Source organism: Halomonas heilongjiangensis (assembly GCF_002879645.1).
In the GTDB taxonomy this organism is placed as follows: Bacteria; Pseudomonadota; Gammaproteobacteria; order Pseudomonadales; family Halomonadaceae; genus Halomonas; species Halomonas heilongjiangensis.
In genome coordinates, this window is sequence record NZ_PNRE01000025.1 from 205,059 (window position 1) to 222,590 (window position 17,532).

17 protein-coding genes and 1 tRNA gene are annotated in these 17,532 nt (G+C 64.7%); 7 read left to right on the forward strand and 11 right to left on the reverse strand.

Annotated elements, in window-relative coordinates; translation table 11 throughout:
* The first annotated feature begins 4 nt into the window (after positions 1-4).
* Positions 5-199 carry a DUF2909 family protein gene (locus tag C1H66_RS05815; protein ID WP_102626954.1) on the forward strand — a complete coding sequence of 65 codons (195 nt, stop codon included), beginning with the start codon at positions 5-7 and terminating at the stop codon, positions 197-199.
* 75 nt (positions 200-274) lie between these two features.
* On the opposite strand, the gene C1H66_RS05820 is transcribed toward C1H66_RS05815, so the two are convergent.
* The 5 genes from C1H66_RS05820 to C1H66_RS05840 all read right to left on the reverse strand — a co-directional run bounded on the left by C1H66_RS05820 (position 275) and on the right by C1H66_RS05840 (position 4,934).
* Positions 275-1,135 carry a cytochrome c oxidase subunit 3 gene (locus C1H66_RS05820; protein WP_102626955.1) on the reverse strand — a complete coding sequence of 287 codons (861 nt, stop codon included), beginning with the start codon at positions 1,133-1,135 and terminating at the stop codon, positions 275-277.
* Positions 1,132-1,731, reverse strand: coding sequence for a cytochrome c oxidase assembly protein (locus C1H66_RS05825; protein ID WP_102626956.1), 600 nt, complete (start codon positions 1,729-1,731; stop codon positions 1,132-1,134). Before C1H66_RS05825 ends, C1H66_RS05820 begins: the two co-directional genes overlap by 4 nt.
* Positions 1,732-1,743: 12 nt before the next feature.
* Complete coding sequence (ctaD, locus tag C1H66_RS05830) at positions 1,744-3,375, reverse strand: cytochrome c oxidase subunit I (protein WP_102626957.1); 1,632 nt, start codon at positions 3,373-3,375, stop codon at positions 1,744-1,746.
* A 54-nt stretch (positions 3,376-3,429) separates the two neighbouring features.
* Positions 3,430-4,548 (reverse strand): cytochrome c oxidase subunit II, encoded by a 1,119-nt coding sequence (gene coxB / locus C1H66_RS05835; protein ID WP_102626997.1) that lies wholly within the window; start codon positions 4,546-4,548, stop codon positions 3,430-3,432.
* Positions 4,549-4,760: 212 nt separating this feature from the next.
* Positions 4,761-4,934: a DUF2970 domain-containing protein gene (locus C1H66_RS05840; protein WP_102626958.1), complete on the reverse strand. Its 174-nt coding sequence runs from the start codon at positions 4,932-4,934 to the stop codon at positions 4,761-4,763.
* Between the two features lie 197 nt (positions 4,935-5,131).
* Here C1H66_RS05840 and C1H66_RS05845 point away from each other — a divergent pair, with 197 nt between their 5' ends.
* A complete protein-coding gene (locus tag C1H66_RS05845; protein WP_146010687.1) occupies positions 5,132-5,491 on the forward strand; it encodes a hypothetical protein in 360 nt (119 codons plus the stop codon).
* Positions 5,492-5,569: 78 nt separating this feature from the next.
* Here the strand turns inward: C1H66_RS05845 and C1H66_RS05850 are convergent, their stop codons facing one another.
* From C1H66_RS05850 to C1H66_RS05870, 5 genes are read right to left on the reverse strand one after another with little or no spacing between them, the layout of a single operon-like run.
* The gene (locus C1H66_RS05850) at positions 5,570-5,887 is read right to left on the reverse strand and encodes a cytochrome C oxidase subunit IV family protein (protein ID WP_102626960.1); all 318 of its coding nucleotides are present in this window, start codon (positions 5,885-5,887) and stop codon (positions 5,570-5,572) included.
* Between the two features lie 15 nt (positions 5,888-5,902).
* Positions 5,903-6,610, reverse strand: coding sequence for a cytochrome c oxidase subunit 3 (locus C1H66_RS05855; protein WP_240618220.1), 708 nt, complete (start codon positions 6,608-6,610; stop codon positions 5,903-5,905).
* Between the two features lie 28 nt (positions 6,611-6,638).
* Positions 6,639-7,325 carry a cytochrome c oxidase subunit 3 gene (locus C1H66_RS05860; protein WP_102626962.1) on the reverse strand — a complete coding sequence of 229 codons (687 nt, stop codon included), beginning with the start codon at positions 7,323-7,325 and terminating at the stop codon, positions 6,639-6,641.
* Positions 7,322-9,121, reverse strand: coding sequence for a cytochrome c oxidase subunit I (locus tag C1H66_RS05865; protein WP_102626963.1), 1,800 nt, complete (start codon positions 9,119-9,121; stop codon positions 7,322-7,324). The genes C1H66_RS05860 and C1H66_RS05865 overlap by 4 nt, the downstream gene beginning before the upstream one ends.
* Before the next feature lie 3 nt (positions 9,122-9,124).
* Positions 9,125-10,525 (reverse strand): c-type cytochrome, encoded by a 1,401-nt coding sequence (locus C1H66_RS05870; RefSeq protein WP_102626964.1) that lies wholly within the window; start codon positions 10,523-10,525, stop codon positions 9,125-9,127.
* 272 nt (positions 10,526-10,797) lie between these two features.
* On the opposite strand from C1H66_RS05870, the gene C1H66_RS05875 reads away from it, so the two are divergent.
* Positions 10,798-10,874, forward strand: a tRNA-Pro gene (locus tag C1H66_RS05875).
* Between the two features lie 297 nt (positions 10,875-11,171).
* On the forward strand, positions 11,172-11,708 hold the full coding sequence (locus tag C1H66_RS05880; RefSeq protein ID WP_102626965.1) for a DUF1269 domain-containing protein: 537 nt from the start codon (positions 11,172-11,174) through the stop codon (positions 11,706-11,708).
* Between the two features lie 81 nt (positions 11,709-11,789).
* On the opposite strand, the gene C1H66_RS05885 is transcribed toward C1H66_RS05880, so the two are convergent.
* Positions 11,790-13,217: a sigma-54 interaction domain-containing protein gene (locus C1H66_RS05885; RefSeq protein WP_102626966.1), complete on the reverse strand. Its 1,428-nt coding sequence runs from the start codon at positions 13,215-13,217 to the stop codon at positions 11,790-11,792.
* 214 nt (positions 13,218-13,431) lie between these two features.
* Here C1H66_RS05885 and speB point away from each other — a divergent pair, with 214 nt between their 5' ends.
* From speB to C1H66_RS05900, 3 genes are all read left to right on the forward strand, one after another.
* Positions 13,432-14,382 (forward strand): agmatinase, encoded by a 951-nt coding sequence (speB, locus tag C1H66_RS05890; RefSeq protein ID WP_102626967.1) that lies wholly within the window; start codon positions 13,432-13,434, stop codon positions 14,380-14,382.
* A 68-nt stretch (positions 14,383-14,450) separates the two neighbouring features.
* Positions 14,451-15,833: a YjiH family protein gene (locus C1H66_RS05895; RefSeq protein ID WP_102626968.1), complete on the forward strand. Its 1,383-nt coding sequence runs from the start codon at positions 14,451-14,453 to the stop codon at positions 15,831-15,833.
* Positions 15,834-15,910: 77 nt separating this feature from the next.
* Entirely contained in the window at positions 15,911-17,518 is a 1,608-nt protein-coding gene (locus tag C1H66_RS05900) for a 5-guanidino-2-oxopentanoate decarboxylase (protein WP_102626969.1), read from the forward strand.
* The last annotated feature ends 14 nt before the right edge of the window (positions 17,519-17,532 follow it).

Below are 17,532 nucleotides of genomic sequence, written 5' to 3' on the forward strand. Positions count from 1 at the left end.
CCTCATGTTGCTGAAAATCCTGATTGCCCTGGTGTTCCTGTCCATGGTGACCAGCCTGGCTGCCGGTGCCGGCTTTCTCCTGCGTGACGACAGCCAGTCGCGTCGGCTGCTGGTCTCGCTGAAGGTCCGGGTGGCACTCGCGGCCACCCTGCTCGGCCTGCTCTTCTACGGTTTCTACGTCGACGGCCTTGCCGGCTGACCCCATGAGGCCGGTGTGGAAAACTCCGGCCTGGAAAACTCCGATCTGGAAAACCCCGATCTGGAAAACCCCGATCTAGAAAACATAGACGAACAGGAACAGGCCGATCCATACCACGTCGACGAAGTGCCAGTACCAGCATGAGGCCTCGAACCCGAAGTGGTTGTCACCGGAAAAGTGACCTCGCTGGATACGCACGAACATCACCGCCAGGATGGTGGCCCCGATGATCACGTGCAGCCCGTGGAAGCCGGTGAGCAGGAAGAAGGTCGCCCCATAGATGCCGGCCTGCAGGGTGATGCCATAGTGGGTGTAGGCCTCGTAATACTCCACCCCCTGGATACCGATGAAGGTGATGGCCAGCAACAGGGTGGCGAACAGCCAGTTGCGCGTGGTATCGCGGTATCCCTCCTTCAATCCCTCATGGGCCACGGTCAAGGTGATGCTCGAGGCCACCAGGATCAGGGTATTGACCAATGGCAGTTGCCAGGGGCTGAAGGTCGCCGCGGGCCCCGCGATCGACGAATCCGGCGGATTCATCAAGGGCCAGCTGGCGGTGAAGTCGGGCCACAACAGCGCCGCGACCCCCTTGGCGCCCTCGCCATCCAGCCAGGGGATGGCGAAGGTGCGGACGTAGAACAGCGCCCCGAAGAACGCGGCGAAGAACATCACCTCGGAGAAGATGAACCAGCCCATCCCCCAACGGAAGGAGCGATCCATCTGGGCATCGTAGAGCCCCCGGCGGGACTCCCTGACCACGTCACGGAACCACAGGGCCATGACCGCCAGCACCGCCGCCAGCCCCGTCGCCATCACCGGGGTCCCGCGCCCGTGCACCAGCACCATGCCGGTACCGATCATCATCACGCCGAGCGCCAGGGACCCCAGTATCGGCCACTTGCTGGTTGCGGGAACATAATAGCTGCCACCACTCATGCCTCATCTCCTTTGCCGGCAGTCACCTGTGCCCGCAGGGGAGCTCGAGCATCGGTGACCGGATACAGGGTATAGACCAGGGTTACGGTATTGACGTCGGGAGGCAGGTCGCGCGCCAGCTGGAAGACCAGCGGCAGCTCGAGACGCTCGCCGGCCTCCAGATACTGCTCGTCGAAGCAGAAGCAGCTGACCTTGCGCAGGTGCCGTGATGCCCGTGAGGGGGAGACGCTGGGCACCGCCCGCCCCCAATTGGCTTCTGCACTCTGGTTGCGGAAGGTGAAGTTGACCTCGCTGGTCTGGCCGGGATGGACACGCACCTGGCGGGTCTCCACCTCCATTCGCCATGGCAACCCGGAACTGCCACGGGTGATGAACTGGACGGTGACGTAGCGGGAGTCGTCCACCCCCTCGTGGACGACGGCCTGGGCGGTGTTGTCCACCTTGCCGTTGATGCCGGTGACACGACAGAAGACGTCATACAGTGGCACCAGCGCGAAGGCGAAGGCGAACATGCCGATCAGCGCCGCCACCGACCGCACCACCGTCCGCCTGACGCCGGGATTTCGGGAACGGGCGTCGTGATCCTCGTGGCTCATGGCATCCTCACCTCAGTGTACATGGGGACTGAAGGTGGGTGGCGTCTCGAAGGTGTGCAACGGGGCCGGGCTCGGCACGCTCCACTCCAGGTCCTCGGCTCCCTCCCAGGCCTTGGCCGGCGCCTTCTCGCCGCCGCGAACGCAGAGGATCACCACCGCCACGAACACCAGTTGCGACGCGCCGAACATGAAGGCCCCCAGGCTCGACACCAGGTTGAAGTCGGCAAACTGCAGGGCGTAATCGGGGATGCGACGCGGCATGCCGGCCAACCCCGAGAAGTGCATGGGGAAGAAGGTCAGGTTGACCCCGATCACCGACAGCCAGAAGTGCCACTGGGACAGGCGTACGTTGGGATAGTGGCCGGTCCACTTGGGTAGCCAGTAGTAGACACCGGCCATGATGGCGAACACCGCCCCCGGCACCAGCACGTAGTGGAAGTGCGCCACCACGAAGTAGGTATCGTGATACTGGAAGTCGGCCGGCGCGATCGCCAGCATCAGCCCCGAGAAACCGCCGATAGTGAACAGCACCACGAAGGCCAGGGCGAACAGCATCGGCGGCTCGAAGGTGATCGAGCCACGGAACAGCGTGGTGATCCAGTTGAACACCTTCACCCCGGTGGGTACGGCGATCAACATGGTGGTGTACATGAAGAACAGCTCGGCCACCAGCGGCAAGCCGACCACGAACATGTGGTGAGCCCAGACCAGGAAAGACAGCAGGGCGATGGAAGCCGTGGCATAGACCATGGAGGCATAACCGAACAGCGGCTTGCGGGCGAAGGTGGGAATGATCGCCGAGACGATGCCGAACGCCGGCAGGATCATGATGTACACCTCGGGATGCCCGAAGAACCAGAACAGATGCTGGAAGAGCACCGGGTCGCCGCCACCGGCCGCGTTGAAGAAGCTGGTGCCGAAGTTGATGTCCATCAGCATCATGGTGATGACACCGGCCAGCACCGGCATCACGGCGATCAACAGGAAGGCGGTGATCAGCCAGGTCCACACGAACAGCGGCATGTCCATCATCCGCATGCCCGGGGCACGCATGTTGAGGATGGTGGCCACGATGTTGATCGCCCCGAGAATCGAGCTGATACCGGCGATATGCAACGAGAGGATGAAGAAGGTGGTGGACGGCGGCGCGAAGGTGGTGGACAGCGGCGCGTAGAAGGTCCAGCCGAAGTTGGGCCCGCCGCCCGGCATCAACAGGGTGGAGAGCAGCAGCAGGAAGGCCACCGGCAACAACCAGAAGCTGAAGTTGTTGAGCCGTGGCAGGGCCATGTCCGGGGCACCGATCTGCAGCGGGATCATCCAGTTGGCCAGCCCGGTGAAGGCCGGCATCACCGCCGCGAAGACCATGATCAGGCCATGCATGGTGGTCATCTGGTTGAAGAACTCGGGGTTCACCAGTTGCAGGCCGGGCTGAAACAGCTCGGCGCGCACCACCAGGGCAAAGATGCCGCCGATGAAGAACATGATCAGCGAGAAGATCAGGTAGAGGCTGCCGATCTCCTTGTGGTTGGTGGTCAGCAGCCAGCGCAGCATGCCCCTGGGCGGTGCGTGATGGGCGGCGGCACCGCCGGCAGTAGCAGCGGAGCTGTGTTCAAGGGGTGGCTGCGGGGGTAACTTGGGCGCCATCGGCACTCTCCTGAATGCGTTGTTCTTGTCCGGGACACGGAATCGCTCAGCCCGCTACTGCGCCAGCTGCTCGGCGATCTCCGAAGGCTGCACGGCATCGCCGGTGTCGTTGCCCCAGGCGTTGCGAGTGAAGGTCGCCACGGCAGCGATCTCGACCGGGTTCAGGGTGCTGCGGAAAGCCGGCATGGCTGTGCCCGAGACGCCGTTGACGATGGTCTGGACATGCCACTCGACGTCTTCGATCAAGCGCTCGTTGCCGGCCAGGCTCGGGAAGGCCGGGGGGGCACCCTGGCCCTCGGCCTGATGGCAGGAGGCGCAGATGCTGCCGTAGACGGCCTCGCCACGCTCCATCAGCTCGTCGAGCTCCCAGTCGCGATCGACGCCCAGCGCCTCCTCGGCGGCGGCCTCCTTGCGCTCGGCCAGCCACTCGTCGAACTCCTCGCCCTCCATGGCATGCACCACGATCGGCATGAAGCCATGGTCCATGCCACACAGCTCGGCGCACTGGCCGCGATAGATACCCGGCTCGTCGATATTCACCCAGTTCTCGTTGATGAAGCCGGGGATGGTGTCCTGCTTGACCGCCAGGTCCGGCACCCACCAGGAGTGAATGACGTCGTCCGCCGTCATCAGGAAGCGCACCTTGCGGTTGGTCGGCAGCACCAGGGGCTCGTCGACTTCCAGCAGATAGTGCTCACCACGCGCTTCCTCGCCGCGAATCTGCGCCCGCGGCGTGCTCATGTTGGAGGTGAAGGCGACGTCTTCCCCGAGGTACTCGTAACGCCAGCGCCACTGCTGCCCGGTGATCATCACGTCGAGTTCGGCGTCGGAGGCGTCGTACATCTTCACCAGGGTGGCGGTAGCAGGTACCGCCATGCCCACCAGGATCAGCAGCGGGATCGCCGTCCACAGCACCTCGACGGTGGTGTTCTCGTGGAAATTGTCGGCCTTGGCCCCCCGCGAGCGACGGAAACGAAACAGGGAATAGAACATCACCCCGAAGACCACCACGCCGATGGCTACGCAGATCCAGAAGATCGTCATGTGCAGGGAATAGATCTCGCGACTCAGGTCCGTCACCCCGACCGGCATGTTCCAGCCGTTGGCCAGTGCAAGCGGGCTGAGCCCGGCCAGGGTCCAGCACCCCGCCACCCACACGAGCAACGTGCGCATCGGCGCCTCCTTGTCGTCGTTGTTGTCGTCAACCGCCACGGCTCCAGAGACATCGCCAGGATCGTCGGAGCCATCCTTCTGTTGTTGCCCTTTCTCTTAATTAGATTTATCGAGATACAGGACGACAAGAGAAGAGTTACAGGATTCGTCAGCCAACATCAATACCATAAATCGTCGCCCCCGATTTCAACGCTGCCGCCTCGGGCACGGACTCAGCGAGCGGCCAGCGTGGCCACCAGGGCCACCAGCCCTATGAGGACCAGCGTCATGACGACCCCGACGGCGATGAACACGACGGGGCGCCCCGTCTCGAAATCCGCCCGACGCTGACGCTCCTTCTGCACCCCAAAGAAGGCGGCCAGCACCGACTTGATCACGCTCCACATAACCGTTCACTCCTTATCCCGGCCGCCTTTCTCATCCTTTGGTCGCAGGCAGGCTGCGACGCCTTGACCGGCATCAGTCGGGCACGCAACAACCTGGCAGGAAGCAGGCAGCGCTCCGACCGACACCTATACTTTACCTACGGATATTCCACCACACGACCGCCATCCGTCACTCAAGCAGGCAACAGGAGCCCGTCATGAGCCAACGCAGACCTACCTCGTCCACCCCGGCAATGCCTACGACCGAACCGATGCTCGCATGGTGGCAACAGCAGTGGCTACAGAGTGCCAGCCCCTTGGCCCGCATGCAGCTGGCCTGGATGGAAAGCCTCGCCGAGGCCATGCAGTTCGAGGCCCAGTACCTCAAGGCCATGGCAGAGAGCGGCCAGCGCATGGCCGAGTGTTTCAAGGGCGAGGATGCCCCCAGCACGCCTGCCGAGATGCACGAGCGCTACCAGAAGCTGGTCAAGGATGTCACCGATGCCCATATGCAGCGGATGGAGAAGGCGACACAGCTCTCCCACGAGTTCCGCGAACGGATCTGGGAAGAGCTCTGACCCGCCCCGCCTCCGCGTCCGCGCGGAGGCGATGGGTATGGAGAAGCCCGACGAGTCTCGCCGCCGGAGCCGGCGACATCAGTTGGCGAAGAAGGTCAGACGCGATACCAGCGTGTAGTTCGATTCCATCGCCATCAATCCCGCCAGGAACAGCAATACCCCCGGCGGCACGAGGATGGTATAGATGATCGCCAGGCGTTCCCAGGCCATGTGCATGAAGAAGGCAACGATCAGGCCGGCCTTGAGAAGCATGAACAACGTGATGAGGAACCACTTGAGGAACCCTTCCATACCCGACACGTCCACCAGGTAGGAGAAGACGCTGAGCACGAACAGCCACAACCAGACCCAGAGATAGATACGCAGGGGATGCTGTTGAGGAGTTGCCTTTGCCATGTCGACCTCCTGCGTCTACCACAGGTAGAAGAATGCGAAGATGAATACCCAGACCAGATCCACGAAGTGCCAGTAGAGCCCCAGGGTCTCGACCATTTCATAGCGGCCCTTGCGGCCGGTCAGAAAGCCGGGGCGCTGGTCGTCCAGAGACCCGCGCAGCACCTTGGCCGTCATGATGATGAGGAAGATGACGCCGAAGGTCACATGGGTGCCGTGAAAGCCGGTGATCAGGAAGAAGACCGCACCGAACTGGGCGGCCCCCCAGGGATTGCCCCAGGGACGCACCCCCTCTCCGATCAGCACGGTCCACTCGAACGCCTGCATGCCGACGAAGGTGGCTCCGAGCAGCGCAGTCAGCAGCAGCAGGACAGCGGTCTTGCGGCGGTCCTTCTCGTACCCGTACTTGACCGCCAGCGCCATGGTGCCGCTACTGCTGATCAGGATGAAGGTCATGATGGCGATCAGCAGCAGCGGGATCGACTGCCCGCCCACGGTCAGGGCGAACACCTCGCTGGCATCCGGCCAGGGCTCGACGGTAGACATCCGCAAGACCATGTAACCGACGAGGAAGCAGGCGAAGATGAACACATCGCTGAGGATGAAGATCCACATCATCGCCTTGCCCCATGGCACATCGAAGACCCGCCGATCCGCCGACCAGTCCGTGACCAGGCCCTTCATGCCATGGGGTGATCCCGGGTCGCCGGGGCTTGGATTGACCATCGTCATGCCCTCCTGTCAGCTTGCCGACTCACGTCGACAGCACCAGCGCGAAGAGAATGGCCCAGACCAGCAGCAGGAAATGCCAGTACAGGGCGCAGAGTTCGACGCTCGCCCGCACCTCCACGGCTGACGCCCCCCGCTGGACCTTGCGCAGGGTGCGCCCCCAGGCCACCAGTCCTCCCAGGAGATGCAGGGCATGCAGGGCGGTCATGAGAAAGAAGAAGGCATTGGCCGGATTCCCTGCCAGGTAGTAACCGGCATCATGCAGTTGCCACCAGACCACGCCCTGCCCGAGAATGAAGGCGATGGTGAGGCCCCCGCCCAGCATCAGACACCGCCGCAGCACCTGGTCATTCCCCTTCTTGGCCGCCGCCCAGGCCCGCTGCAAGGCGACACTGCCCAGCACCAGGCTGGCGGTGTTGAGCCACAGCAGACCGGGAGTCGGCAACGGCCGCCAGTCAGGCCCCATCTCCATGCGCATCAGGTAAGCGCTGATGGTCAAGGCAAACACCGCGGTGACCACCGCCAGAAAGACCACCAGCCCCACCCGCGCCGCCGTGAAATAGAGAGGCAGGTGACTGGCACGGTTGGTGATCCCCTCTGCCGGGGTGGCTTCCGACTGTGCCTCCCAGGGACGCACATTGATCGAGTGACTGAACAGCCAGCCGCCGAAGACCAGCATCAAGACGGCCAGGAACACCAGCGAAATCGTCATGGCCGCACCTCGCCGTCGGCTTCGGCATCGTCGCTGGCGGCCTCCACCTCCTCCGGCGGCATGTTCTGTGGCAGGTAATCCTGCTTGGCACCGGGCACGCCATAGTCGTAGGCCCAGCGATACACCACCGGCAGCCGCTCACCGAAGTTCCCGTGGCGAGGCGGCGTGTGGGCGGTCTGCCACTCCAGGGTGGTGGCCTGCCAAGGGTTCGGGCCCGACTCGCGCCCGCGATAGTAGCTCCAGACGAGATTGAAGAAGAAGATCAGCTGGGTCAGCGCCACGATGATGGCCGCCACGCTGATGAAGGCATTGAGGGCCTGGACCGAATCGGCGATATAACCGGTCTCGCCATAGGCATAATAGCGGCGTGGCACACCGGCAAACCCCAGGAAATGCATGGGATAGAAGATGGCGTAAGCGCCCAGGAAGGTCACCCAGAAGTGGATCTTGCCGAGGGTATCGTCGAGCATCCGCCCGGTGATCTTGGGGTACCAGTGATAGATGGCACCGAACACCACCAGTACCGGAGCCACGGCCATGACCATGTGAAAATGGCCGACCACGAAGTAGGTATCGGCCAGCGGAACGTCCACCGTGACATTGCCCAGGAACAGGCCGCTCAGGCCACCATTGACGAAGGTGAAGATGAAGCCGATGGCAAACAGCATCGGCACCGTCAGATGGATATTCCCCTTCCACAGGGTCAGCACCCAATTGTAGACCTTGATCGCGGTGGGTACCGCAATGATCAGGGTGGTGGTGGCGAACAGGAAGCCGAAATAGGGATTCATGCCACTGACGAACATGTGATGAGCCCAGACCACGAAGCTCAGCACCCCGATGATGATGATCGCCCAGACCATCATGCGATAGCCGAAGATGTTCTTGCGCGCATGGGTGGCCAGGATGTCGGATACGATGCCGAAGGCAGGCAGCGCCACGATATAGACCTCGGGGTGGCCGAAGAACCAGAACAGGTGCTGGAAGAGTAGCGGGCTACCACCCTCGTGTGCCGACTGCTCTCCCAGTGTCAGCATTTCCGGCATGAAGAAGCTGGTGCCCAGCAGCATGTCGCACATCATCATCAACACCGCCACCAGCAGCGCCGGGAAGGCGAGCAGCGCCATCACCGTGGCCATGAAGATGCCCCATATGGTCAACGGCAGGCGCATCAGCGTCATGCCCTGGGCGCGGGCCTGCAGCACCGTGACGATGTAGTTCAGTCCCCCCATGGTGAAGCCGGCGATGAACACGATCAGCGACACGAACATCAGCAGGACGCCGCCGTCGGCTCCCGGCGTGCCCGGGCTGATCGCCTGGGGTGGGTAGAGCGTCCAACCCGCCCCGGTGGCCCCTCCCGGCACGAAGAAGCCCGCCACCAGGATCAGCACCGACACCAGGTAGAACCAGAAACTCAACATGTTGAGATAGGGAAAGGCCATGTCCCGAGTGCCGCACATCAGTGGAATCAGGTAGTTGCCGAAGCCACCCAGGAACAGCGCGGTAAGCAGGTAGACCACCATGATCATGCCGTGCATGCTCACGTATTGCAGGTAGCTGCTCGGGTCGATCAGCGAGAAGACGCCGGGAAAGCCGAGTTGCAGCCGCATCAGGATCGACAGCACCAGGGCCACCAGCCCGATGGCCATCGCGGTCAGGCCATACTGGATGGCGATCACCTTGGCATCCTGGCTCCAGATGTATTTACCGATGAAGGTCCTGGGGTGGACGAGTTCCATCTCCTCGAGGTCGCCTGCCGCGGCGTAGGAAGCGCTTTCCTGCCCATGTTCCGCCATCGCTTACTCCTCCTCGCCGCTGGGGTTAACCGCTGCCAGCACCTGCCCCGCCCGGGGTAGCGTCATGATGTAGGCCACCACATCGTCGACGGCCTGCTCGTTGACCAGCATCTGGGCCATGTCGACCATCTGATTGCCGTAGGGGTCTTCGGAATGCCGACCGCGGACACCCTCCCGGAAGTTCTGCAACTGCCTCGCCAGGTACCAGTCGGGCATGCCGGCCAGGCGCGGGGCATTGGTAGCCCGGATCCCCTGGCCTTCGTTGCCGTGACAGGAGCCGCAGGTCCGGTAGAGCCTCGCGCCCCGTTCGGCATTGCCGGTGAGACTGGCCTCGACCGGCTCGTCCGGAAGCGCCTCGATATAGGCGGCGATGTCGGTGACCGCCTGCCGATCGGGAAGCGAGGCGGCGAAGGGGCGCATCTGCTGCCCGAAGGTATCGTCATCATGGGTGCCGCGTGCCCCGTTGCGGAACAGCTCGAGCTGACGCTCCAGATACCAGCCCTCGAGACCGGCGAGCTTGGGCGCATTCAGGTCGGGGTTGCCCTGACCTTCGCGGCCGTGGCAGGCGGCACAGGTGGCATAGTGCCCCTCTCCCGCCTGCGGGTCGGGCGGCTCGCGAGCGGCGAGTTCGGCATGGGTGGGCTGGCCGGCGAGCCACTCCTCGAACGCCTCCTCCTCCACCACCTCGACACGACCGCGCATGGCAAAGTGGGCGATGCCGCACAGCTGGGCACAGACGATCTCGTACTCGCCGACTTCGGTGGGCGTGAACCAGAAGTAGGAGGTCTGGCCCGGCAGCATGTCCATCTTGGCGCGGAAGTTGGCGACCTTGAAGTTGTGCAACACGTCCTTGGAGCGCAGCACCATCCTGACGGGGCGATCGACCGGCAGCACCAGGCGGGGGCTCTCCACCAGGACGTCGTCCTGCCCGGCCGGGTCATCGATCATGCCGAAGGGATTGTCATCGCTGATGTGGCGGTTGTGCACCGCACCGAAGCGGCCGTCCTCTCCGGGGAAGCGAAAGCTCCAGTGCCACTGCTGCCCCACCACTTCGACCTCGTGGGCCTCCTCGGGCGGCGAGACGAAGGAGCCCCACACCAGCAGGCCGGGAGCCAGCAGGCCGGCGATGCCGATCGTCGTCAGGCCGGTGAGCCAGGCTTCGAGCTTCTTGTTCTCAGGTTCGTAGTGCGACCGCCGCTGCTTGTGGTAGCGATAGCGGATGATGACGTAGGCAAGGAACAGGTTGACGGCGACAAACACCGCGCCTGTGACCCACAGGGTGATATGGATGGTGTCATCGATGGCACCCCAATTGGAGGCCAGCGGGGTCAGACTCCAGGGACTAAAAAAGAAGAACAGTATCGACCCCAGCGCTAATACGATGACAGCAATCGCTATCGCCATTGGCCGCCCCTCCCCTTGCACCCCACTGCGCGTTTCGCAAGTGAGTACATTATGGAGTCACTATAGTGACTGCCCCGGAAGCCCGCCAACATCGGCACCAGACGAAGCAACAGGGCCGAGCGACGTCGCATGACGCCTGCCTCTCGCGGGCGCCGGAGCCAAGCGATTGAAACTGAAGCGCAAAGAGGGCTTTTCATTTGTCGCGCAACGCGCTAGTATACGCCTCGTTCTCGGGGGCCACTGGCAACAGCCACCAGTCACCGAAAACGTGTCGGAGCGTGGCGCAGCTTGGTAGCGCGCTGCAATGGGGTTGCAGAGGTCGCAGGTTCGAATCCTGTCGCTCCGACCATGGACATCAAGAGAAACCGCCACTTACGGGTCATGCCGGGTGGCGGTTTTTCGTTGCTGGCGTCGCCGGGAGTTCCCCGGCTTGCCGATCGCCACTTTATCGACAACCTTAGTAGTGGAGTCCCACCTGCGGTCAGGGCGGCAGCGACTCATCCGATGAGCCGTGGCAGACCTCAGCGCACCATGACGTGGATCGCTGCCACTGCAGTGGAGACAGGGAGACGGCTGACTGGAAAGGAGCAGGAGGACGTTCGGGCATCCGCCCCGGTTCCTCAGTGTTGCTGGACAGGAGAATAATATGAGTCGCTTGTATTTCTTGACCCCCGACCTGGATACCACCGTCAACATCGCCCATGAACTGAACGACCTCAAGCTGAAGAAGGATGAGGTTCATGTCACGGGCAGAGACTGGAAGCACCTGGAAGAACAGGGGGTGCATAACGCCACCCTGCGCGAAACCTCGGATGTGATCAATGCCGCAGTGCGTGGCCTCAAGTATGGCATCCCGTTAGGCCTCGTACTGGGTATCGTCGCCTACGTCATCCTGGACAATGCCATCGGCGGCATCAGCTTTGTCCTGCTCATCCTCGGCATGATGGTGTTCGGCGGCCTGTTCGGCATCTGGAGCAGCACCATGATCGGGGTGTCGGTGCACGACGTGAAGGTCGACAAGTACGAGGAGGACATCGAGAACGGGGCCTTCCTGATGATGGTGGACGTCCCTGCCGATCGCGAGGACGAGATCTATTCGGCGATCCACCGACATCATCCGGAAGTGATCATCGACAAGGTCACCCGAGATGAACTGAAGCACCACTGGGGAACGGGACGTTAACACCGCCGCCCACGGCGTCAGCCGATCACAAGCGTGTCGACCGAGGGCCGCATCGCGCGTGGCACGAGGCCACGGGGCTCGTCATGCCCGGTGAATCCGCAACCCGTGCCGTCTGAGCTTGCGCACCACGCTGGGCTGGCTGATGCCGAGACGCTCGGCGATGGCGTAGGTACTGGCCAGCTCCCCGCATAACGTCGCCAGCACCTCGCGCTCGGCGCGGGACAGGTAGTCCGGCAGCGACTCGCCCGGGGCGACACCCGGCGGCTTTACGACTTCGTCGCCATCGACGCCGCCTCCCGGCCTCATGACCGGAGTCGACACGGCACGCCATGGCGGCGCCTCGATCATGTCGCCGGGCGCCGAGAGCCAGGCGCGCTCCAGCCAGTTCTCCAGCTCACGCACATTGCCCGGCCAGTCGCTGCCCATCAGTTCCGACCAGGCGCCGGCGTGCAGCAGCTTCTGCCGGCCGTAGCGCCGGTTGAGGCTCGCCAGGCAGTTTTCCACCAGGGCGGGGATATCCTCGCGCCGCTCGCGCAGCGGCGGCAGCGTCACCGGAATCACATTCAGCCGATAGTAGAGATCGAGCCGGAAGCGCCCCGCCTCCACGCTGCGCGCCAGGTCCTGGTTGGTGGCGACCACCAGCCGGAAGTCCACCCGCCGCGGCCGGGTATCGCCGAGCCGGGTGACGGTTCCATCCTGAATCACCTTGAGCAGCTTGGTCTGCATCAACAGCGGCAGTTCGCCGATCTCGTCGAGAAACAGCGTGCCCCCCTCGGCCTGCTCGAGCAGCCCCGCCTTGCCCTGGCGTGCCGCGCCGCTGAAGGCGCCGGGCTGGTAGCCGAACATCTCCGACTCGAAGAGGTTCTCGGGAATCGCACCGCAGTTGACCTCGACGAAGGGCCCCTCGCCACGTCGGCTCCAGCGATGCAACTGGCGGGCAAAGGCGGTCTTGCCGACACCGGACTCCCCCAGCATCAGCACCGTGGCGTCCGACGGCGCCACCCGCTTGAGCAACAGCGCCACCTCGCGCATCACCCCGCTACGCACCTGGAGCGCCTCGAGGGCATCATCCAGCCCCCCGTCATCGGCGACCGCTCCGGCATGACTGCGCCTGAGATGCTCGCTGAAGCGTTTCTGCAGCAGGGCGTACTCGTCCTGCAGCAGTTGCAGGTCGGTGAGATCCCGTGAACGGCTGACGATACGCTCGATGCGACCGTCGACGAACACCGGGTGTGCCTCGGCGATCACCCGGCGCCCGGTGCCGGTCACCTGCATCAGCTGCACCGGCCGCCCGGTACGCAGCACCTCCAGGCTGATCGATGGCTTGAGCACGCCTCGGGCCTCGAGCTCCTGCACCGTGGCCCGGGTCAGTGCCTCCCGGGACATGCCGTAGACCGCGGCGGCCCCCGGGCTCACGTCGAGCACCCGACCCTCGCCATCGACGATGAAGAAATGGTCGTTGGCCGTCTCGATGATGGTCTGGAGCACACGGCTGTCGATATGGCCCATCCGGTTCCCCCTCCTGGCCCGCCTGGCAATTCACTTATGCATCAACAATACATTATTGCATCACACTACGCGGCCCAATGATGCAAGAACGCATCGCCAAAATGAAAAACCTCATGAAATCAGCAGGCTAAAATCTGGCACACCCTATGCAAGGACGTCTGGACTCGTCTTCGAGCACCCATACCCCGACAGGGCGATATCTGAGGAGACCCCGATGCACCACTACAACCAACCCCTCGGCGGCAACGAGATGCCCCGCTTCGGCGGCCCGGCCACCATGATGCGCCTGCCCTCCCGACCGAGCGCCGAGGGCCTGGATGCCGCCTTCATTGGCGTGCCCCTGGACATCGGCACCTCCAACCGCCCCGGCACCCGGTTGGGGCCCCGCCAGATCCGCGACGAGTCGCGCATGCTGCGGCCCTACAACATGGCGACCCGGGCCGCCCCCTTCGACAGCCTCCAGGTGGCCGACATCGGCGACGTGCCGATCAACACCTTCCACCTGCCGAAGAGCATCGAGATCATCACCGCCTTCTACGACCAGGTGCTCGGCCATGGCTGCACCCCGCTCACGCTCGGCGGCGAGCACACCATCACCCTGCCGATCCTGCGTGCCATCGCCGCAAGGCACGGCCCCGTGGGGCTGATCCATATCGATGCCCACGCCGACGTGAATGACCAGATGTTCGGCGAACCCATTGCCCATGGGACGCCCTTCCGCCGCGCCCAGGAAGAGGGCCTGCTGGCCGAGAACAAGGTGGTGCAGATCGGCCTGCGCGGCACCGGCTATTCCGCCGAGGACTTCGACTGGTGTCGCCAACAGGGCTTTCGCGTGGTGACCGCCGAGCAGTGCTGGTACAGGTCGCTGGCCCCGCTGATGGCCGAAGTGCGCGAGCAGATGGGCGACGCCCCGGTCTACATCTCCTTCGACATCGACGGCCTCGATCCCTCGGTGGCCCCCGGTACCGGCACCGTGGAGATGGGCGGCCTGACCTCGGCCCAGGGCCTGGAGATCGTCCGTGGCGCCACCGGCCTGAACATCGTCGGCGGTGACCTGGTCGAGGTCTCGCCTCCCTACGACCCCAGCGGCAACACCGCGCTGATGGGCGCCACCCTGCTCTACGAGATGCTCTGCGTCCTGCCCGGCGTCCAGCACCGCGACTGAGTTCGCCGACCCTCGTCCTCGCTCGCATCGAACCATTGCCAACGACAACAATCCGTGGGGTATCCCCTATGTCCGCTCTCGAATCCACCGGCAACGACGCCGCTCGTGAGCGCGGCTTCCAACGCCGCGATCTCTTCAAGTTCCTGATCCCTTCGCTGATCGGGGTCAGCCTGTTCCTGGTCCCGTTCCAGGTGGGCGACACCATCAACATCGGCATGGGCCTGATGGCCGACGGCCTCAAGGCCCTGCTCGATGGCGCCCTGCCGGCCATCGCGGTATTCGTGCTCTGTCTTTCGGTCGTGGCGACGCTCTATATCAAGCTGGCCCGCCCGGCCTGGGCCGAGCACGGCGTGATGCGCGACATGTTCCACGTCGGCCCGGTGTGGTTCGGCATGCGCCTGCTCGGTGCCGCCTTCGCGCTGATGACCTTCTTCCAGTTCGGCCCCGAGTTCGTTACCGCCTCCTTCACCGGCGGGGTGATGCTCAATGACCTGGCGCCGGTGCTGCTGACCTTCTTCTTCTTCGCCGCCCTGCTGCTGCCCTTCCTGGTCGAATTCGGCTTCATGGAATTCATCGGCAGCCTGGTGCGCAAGCCATTTCGGGTCATCTTCAACCTGCCGGGTCGCAGCGCCATCGACGCCACCGCCTCCTGGATGGGCTCGGGCACCGTCGGCGTGCTGATCACCACCCAGCAGTACGAGACGGGCTTCTACAACCGCCGCGAGGCCGCGGTGATCGCCACCAACTTCTCCATCGTATCGATCGCCTTCAGCCTGCTGATCACCAGCTTCGTCGACCTCAACCACCTGTTCGTCCAGTTCTACTTCACCGTGGTGGTGGCCGGCCTGATCGCCGCCGTCATCGTGCCGCGGCTGCCGCCGCTGTCGCGCAAGCCCGACAGCTACTACGAACCGGTGGGTTGCCAGCTCGCCGAGAAGCGCACCGAGGAGGTGGGGCTGCTGCGCTACAGCCTGCTGCAGGCGGTACGCCGTGCCGAGAAGGCCCCGGGCCCCCGGGAACTGGTGCGCAACGCCCTGTTCAATGTCGCCGACATCTTCCTCGCCCTGCTGCCGCTGGTATTCGCCATCGGCACCGTGGCGCTGATACTGGCCGAGTTCACGCCGCTGTTCACCTGGCTCTCCTACCCCATGGTGCCGGTGCTCGAGCTGCTGCGCATTCCCGAAGCCGAGGCGGCCGCCCCGGCCACCCTGGTGGGCTTCGCCGACATGTTCCTGCCGGCGGTACTGGCGACCAACATCGAGAGCGAGCTGACGCGCTTCGTGATCGCCTGCCTGTCGCTGACCCAGTTGATCTACATGTCGGAGATCGGCGCCCTGCTGCTCAAGTCGAAGATTCCGATCAAGCTGTGGGAACTGGTGGTGATCTTCCTGCTGCGCACCGCCATCACCCTGCCGATCATCGCCTTCATGGCCCATGCGTTCTTCTTTTAACCAGCCACGCGCAACGGGCCTCGAGTCGCGCGCAACCCACAGCGTCGCCCGTAGCCCGTAGCCCAGAGAGGTTCACCATGACCTGTGCCGAACTGCTGATCCGCCTGCTGCGCGACACCCACGGCGTCGACACCGTCTTCGGCATCCCCGGGGTGCATACCGTCGCGCTCTATCGCGGCCTCACCGACGGCGCGCTGCGCCACGTCACCCCGCGCCACGAGCAGGGCGCCGGCTTCATGGCCGACGGTTATGCCCGCGCCACCGGCAGGCCCGGGGTCTGCCTGATCATCACCGGCCCCGGGATGACCAACATCGCCACCGCCATGGGCCAGGCGCTGGCCGACTCGGTACCCATGCTGGTGATCTCCAGCGTCAACCGCCGCGACACCCTGGGGCGCGGTCAGGGCCGACTGCATGAGCTGGCAAGCCAGCAGCAACTGATGGCCGGGGTCTCGCGCTTCAGCCACACCCTGCTCGATCCGGCCGCCCTGCCCGAGGTGCTGGCCCGCGCCTTCGCCGTCTTCCAGGGCCAGCGTCCGGGACCGGTACACATCGAGATCCCCATCGACCTCTTCGACGCCCCGGCCTCTCCCCCCGCCACTTGGCAGGCGCCGAGGCTGTACCGGCCGGTGCCGGACCCCGAGGGCCTGACGGCGGCCGCCCAGTGGCTGCGCGAGGCCCAGCGCCCCCTGGTGCTGCTCGGCGGCGGCTGCGTGGCCGCCCCCGATGCGGCCCGGGAGCTGGTCACCCGGCTCGATGCGCCCACCGCCACCACCATCAACGCCAAGGGCCTGCTGGGCCGAGACCATCCCCTGGACCTGGGGGCCAACGCCAGCCTGCCCGCGGTGCGCGAGCTGGCCCGCGAGGCCGATGTGATCCTCGCCGTGGGCACCGAGCTCGGCGAGACCGACTACGACGTGGTGTTCGACGACGGCTTCGACCTCACCGGGCGACTGATCCGCATCGATGTGGACGCCCAGCAGCTGGTTCGCAACCAGACGGTCAGCCTCGGCCTGGTGGGCGATGCCGGTCGCAGCCTCGAGCAACTGCTCGCGCACTTCCCCGCCCCCCTCGCTCGCGGCGGGCGCGAGCGCACCGCCCGGGTGCAGGCCGCCCTCGGCCTGTCCCATGACCCGGCCCTTGCCCCCTTCGTGCCGCTCTACGCCGCGCTCGAGGAAGCCCTGCCCGAGGCGATCCTGGTCGGCGACTCCACCGCCCCGGTCTATGCCGGCAATCACCTGGTCGCGCAACCGGCGCCGCGGCGCTACTTCAATGCCTCCACCGGCTACGGCACCCTCGGCTACGGGCTGCCGGCCGCGCTCGGTGCCCAGCTCGGCCAGCCGGCGCTGCCGGTGATCGCCCTGGTCGGCGACGGCGGGATGATGTTCACCCTTTCGGAGCTCGCCACCGCCGTGGAGGAGCGCCTGCCGGTGGTGATCCTGCTGTGGCACAACCAGGGCTATGAGGAGATCCGTCGCTACATGGACGCCCACGGCGTCGAGCGGCTCGGCGTCGATATCCAGGCCCCGGACTTCCAGACCCTGGCCGCCGGCTTCGGCTGCCTGGCGACCCGGGTCGGCGGCCCCGCCGAACTGGCCCGCGCCCTGGCCGCCCGCCCCACCGACGGCCCCCTGCTGATCGAGGTGGATGCCCACGCCTGGCAGCGCTCGCTCACCTCAGCCTGACCGACACCGAAGGA

Bases quoted from the DNA above. Each gene is read 5' to 3' on its own strand.
- C1H66_RS05845 (WP_146010687.1), top strand. From the start codon at position 5,132: ATGAGCCAACGCAGACCTACCTCGTCCACCCCGGCAATGCCTACGACC.
- C1H66_RS05870 (WP_102626964.1), bottom strand. From the start codon at position 10,525: ATGGCGATAGCGATTGCTGTCATCGTATTAGCGCTGGGGTCGATACTG.
- C1H66_RS05895 (WP_102626968.1), top strand. From the start codon at position 14,451: ATGTCCGCTCTCGAATCCACCGGCAACGACGCCGCTCGTGAGCGCGGC.
- C1H66_RS05820 (WP_102626955.1), bottom strand. From the start codon at position 1,135: ATGAGTGGTGGCAGCTATTATGTTCCCGCAACCAGCAAGTGGCCGATA.
- C1H66_RS05855 (WP_240618220.1), bottom strand. From the start codon at position 6,610: ATGGTCAATCCAAGCCCCGGCGACCCGGGATCACCCCATGGCATGAAG.
- C1H66_RS05885 (WP_102626966.1), bottom strand. From the start codon at position 13,217: ATGGGCCATATCGACAGCCGTGTGCTCCAGACCATCATCGAGACGGCC.
- ctaD (WP_102626957.1), bottom strand. From the start codon at position 3,375: ATGGCGCCCAAGTTACCCCCGCAGCCACCCCTTGAACACAGCTCCGCT.
- C1H66_RS05825 (WP_102626956.1), bottom strand. From the start codon at position 1,731: ATGAGCCACGAGGATCACGACGCCCGTTCCCGAAATCCCGGCGTCAGG.
- C1H66_RS05900 (WP_102626969.1), top strand. From the start codon at position 15,911: ATGACCTGTGCCGAACTGCTGATCCGCCTGCTGCGCGACACCCACGGC.
- coxB (WP_102626997.1), bottom strand. From the start codon at position 4,548: ATGCGCACGTTGCTCGTGTGGGTGGCGGGGTGCTGGACCCTGGCCGGG.
- C1H66_RS05880 (WP_102626965.1), top strand. From the start codon at position 11,172: ATGAGTCGCTTGTATTTCTTGACCCCCGACCTGGATACCACCGTCAAC.
- C1H66_RS05850 (WP_102626960.1), bottom strand. From the start codon at position 5,887: ATGGCAAAGGCAACTCCTCAACAGCATCCCCTGCGTATCTATCTCTGG.
- C1H66_RS05865 (WP_102626963.1), bottom strand. From the start codon at position 9,121: ATGGCGGAACATGGGCAGGAAAGCGCTTCCTACGCCGCGGCAGGCGAC.
- C1H66_RS05840 (WP_102626958.1), bottom strand. From the start codon at position 4,934: ATGTGGAGCGTGATCAAGTCGGTGCTGGCCGCCTTCTTTGGGGTGCAG.
- speB (WP_102626967.1), top strand. From the start codon at position 13,432: ATGCACCACTACAACCAACCCCTCGGCGGCAACGAGATGCCCCGCTTC.
- C1H66_RS05815 (WP_102626954.1), top strand. From the start codon at position 5: ATGTTGCTGAAAATCCTGATTGCCCTGGTGTTCCTGTCCATGGTGACC.
- C1H66_RS05860 (WP_102626962.1), bottom strand. From the start codon at position 7,325: ATGACGATTTCGCTGGTGTTCCTGGCCGTCTTGATGCTGGTCTTCGGC.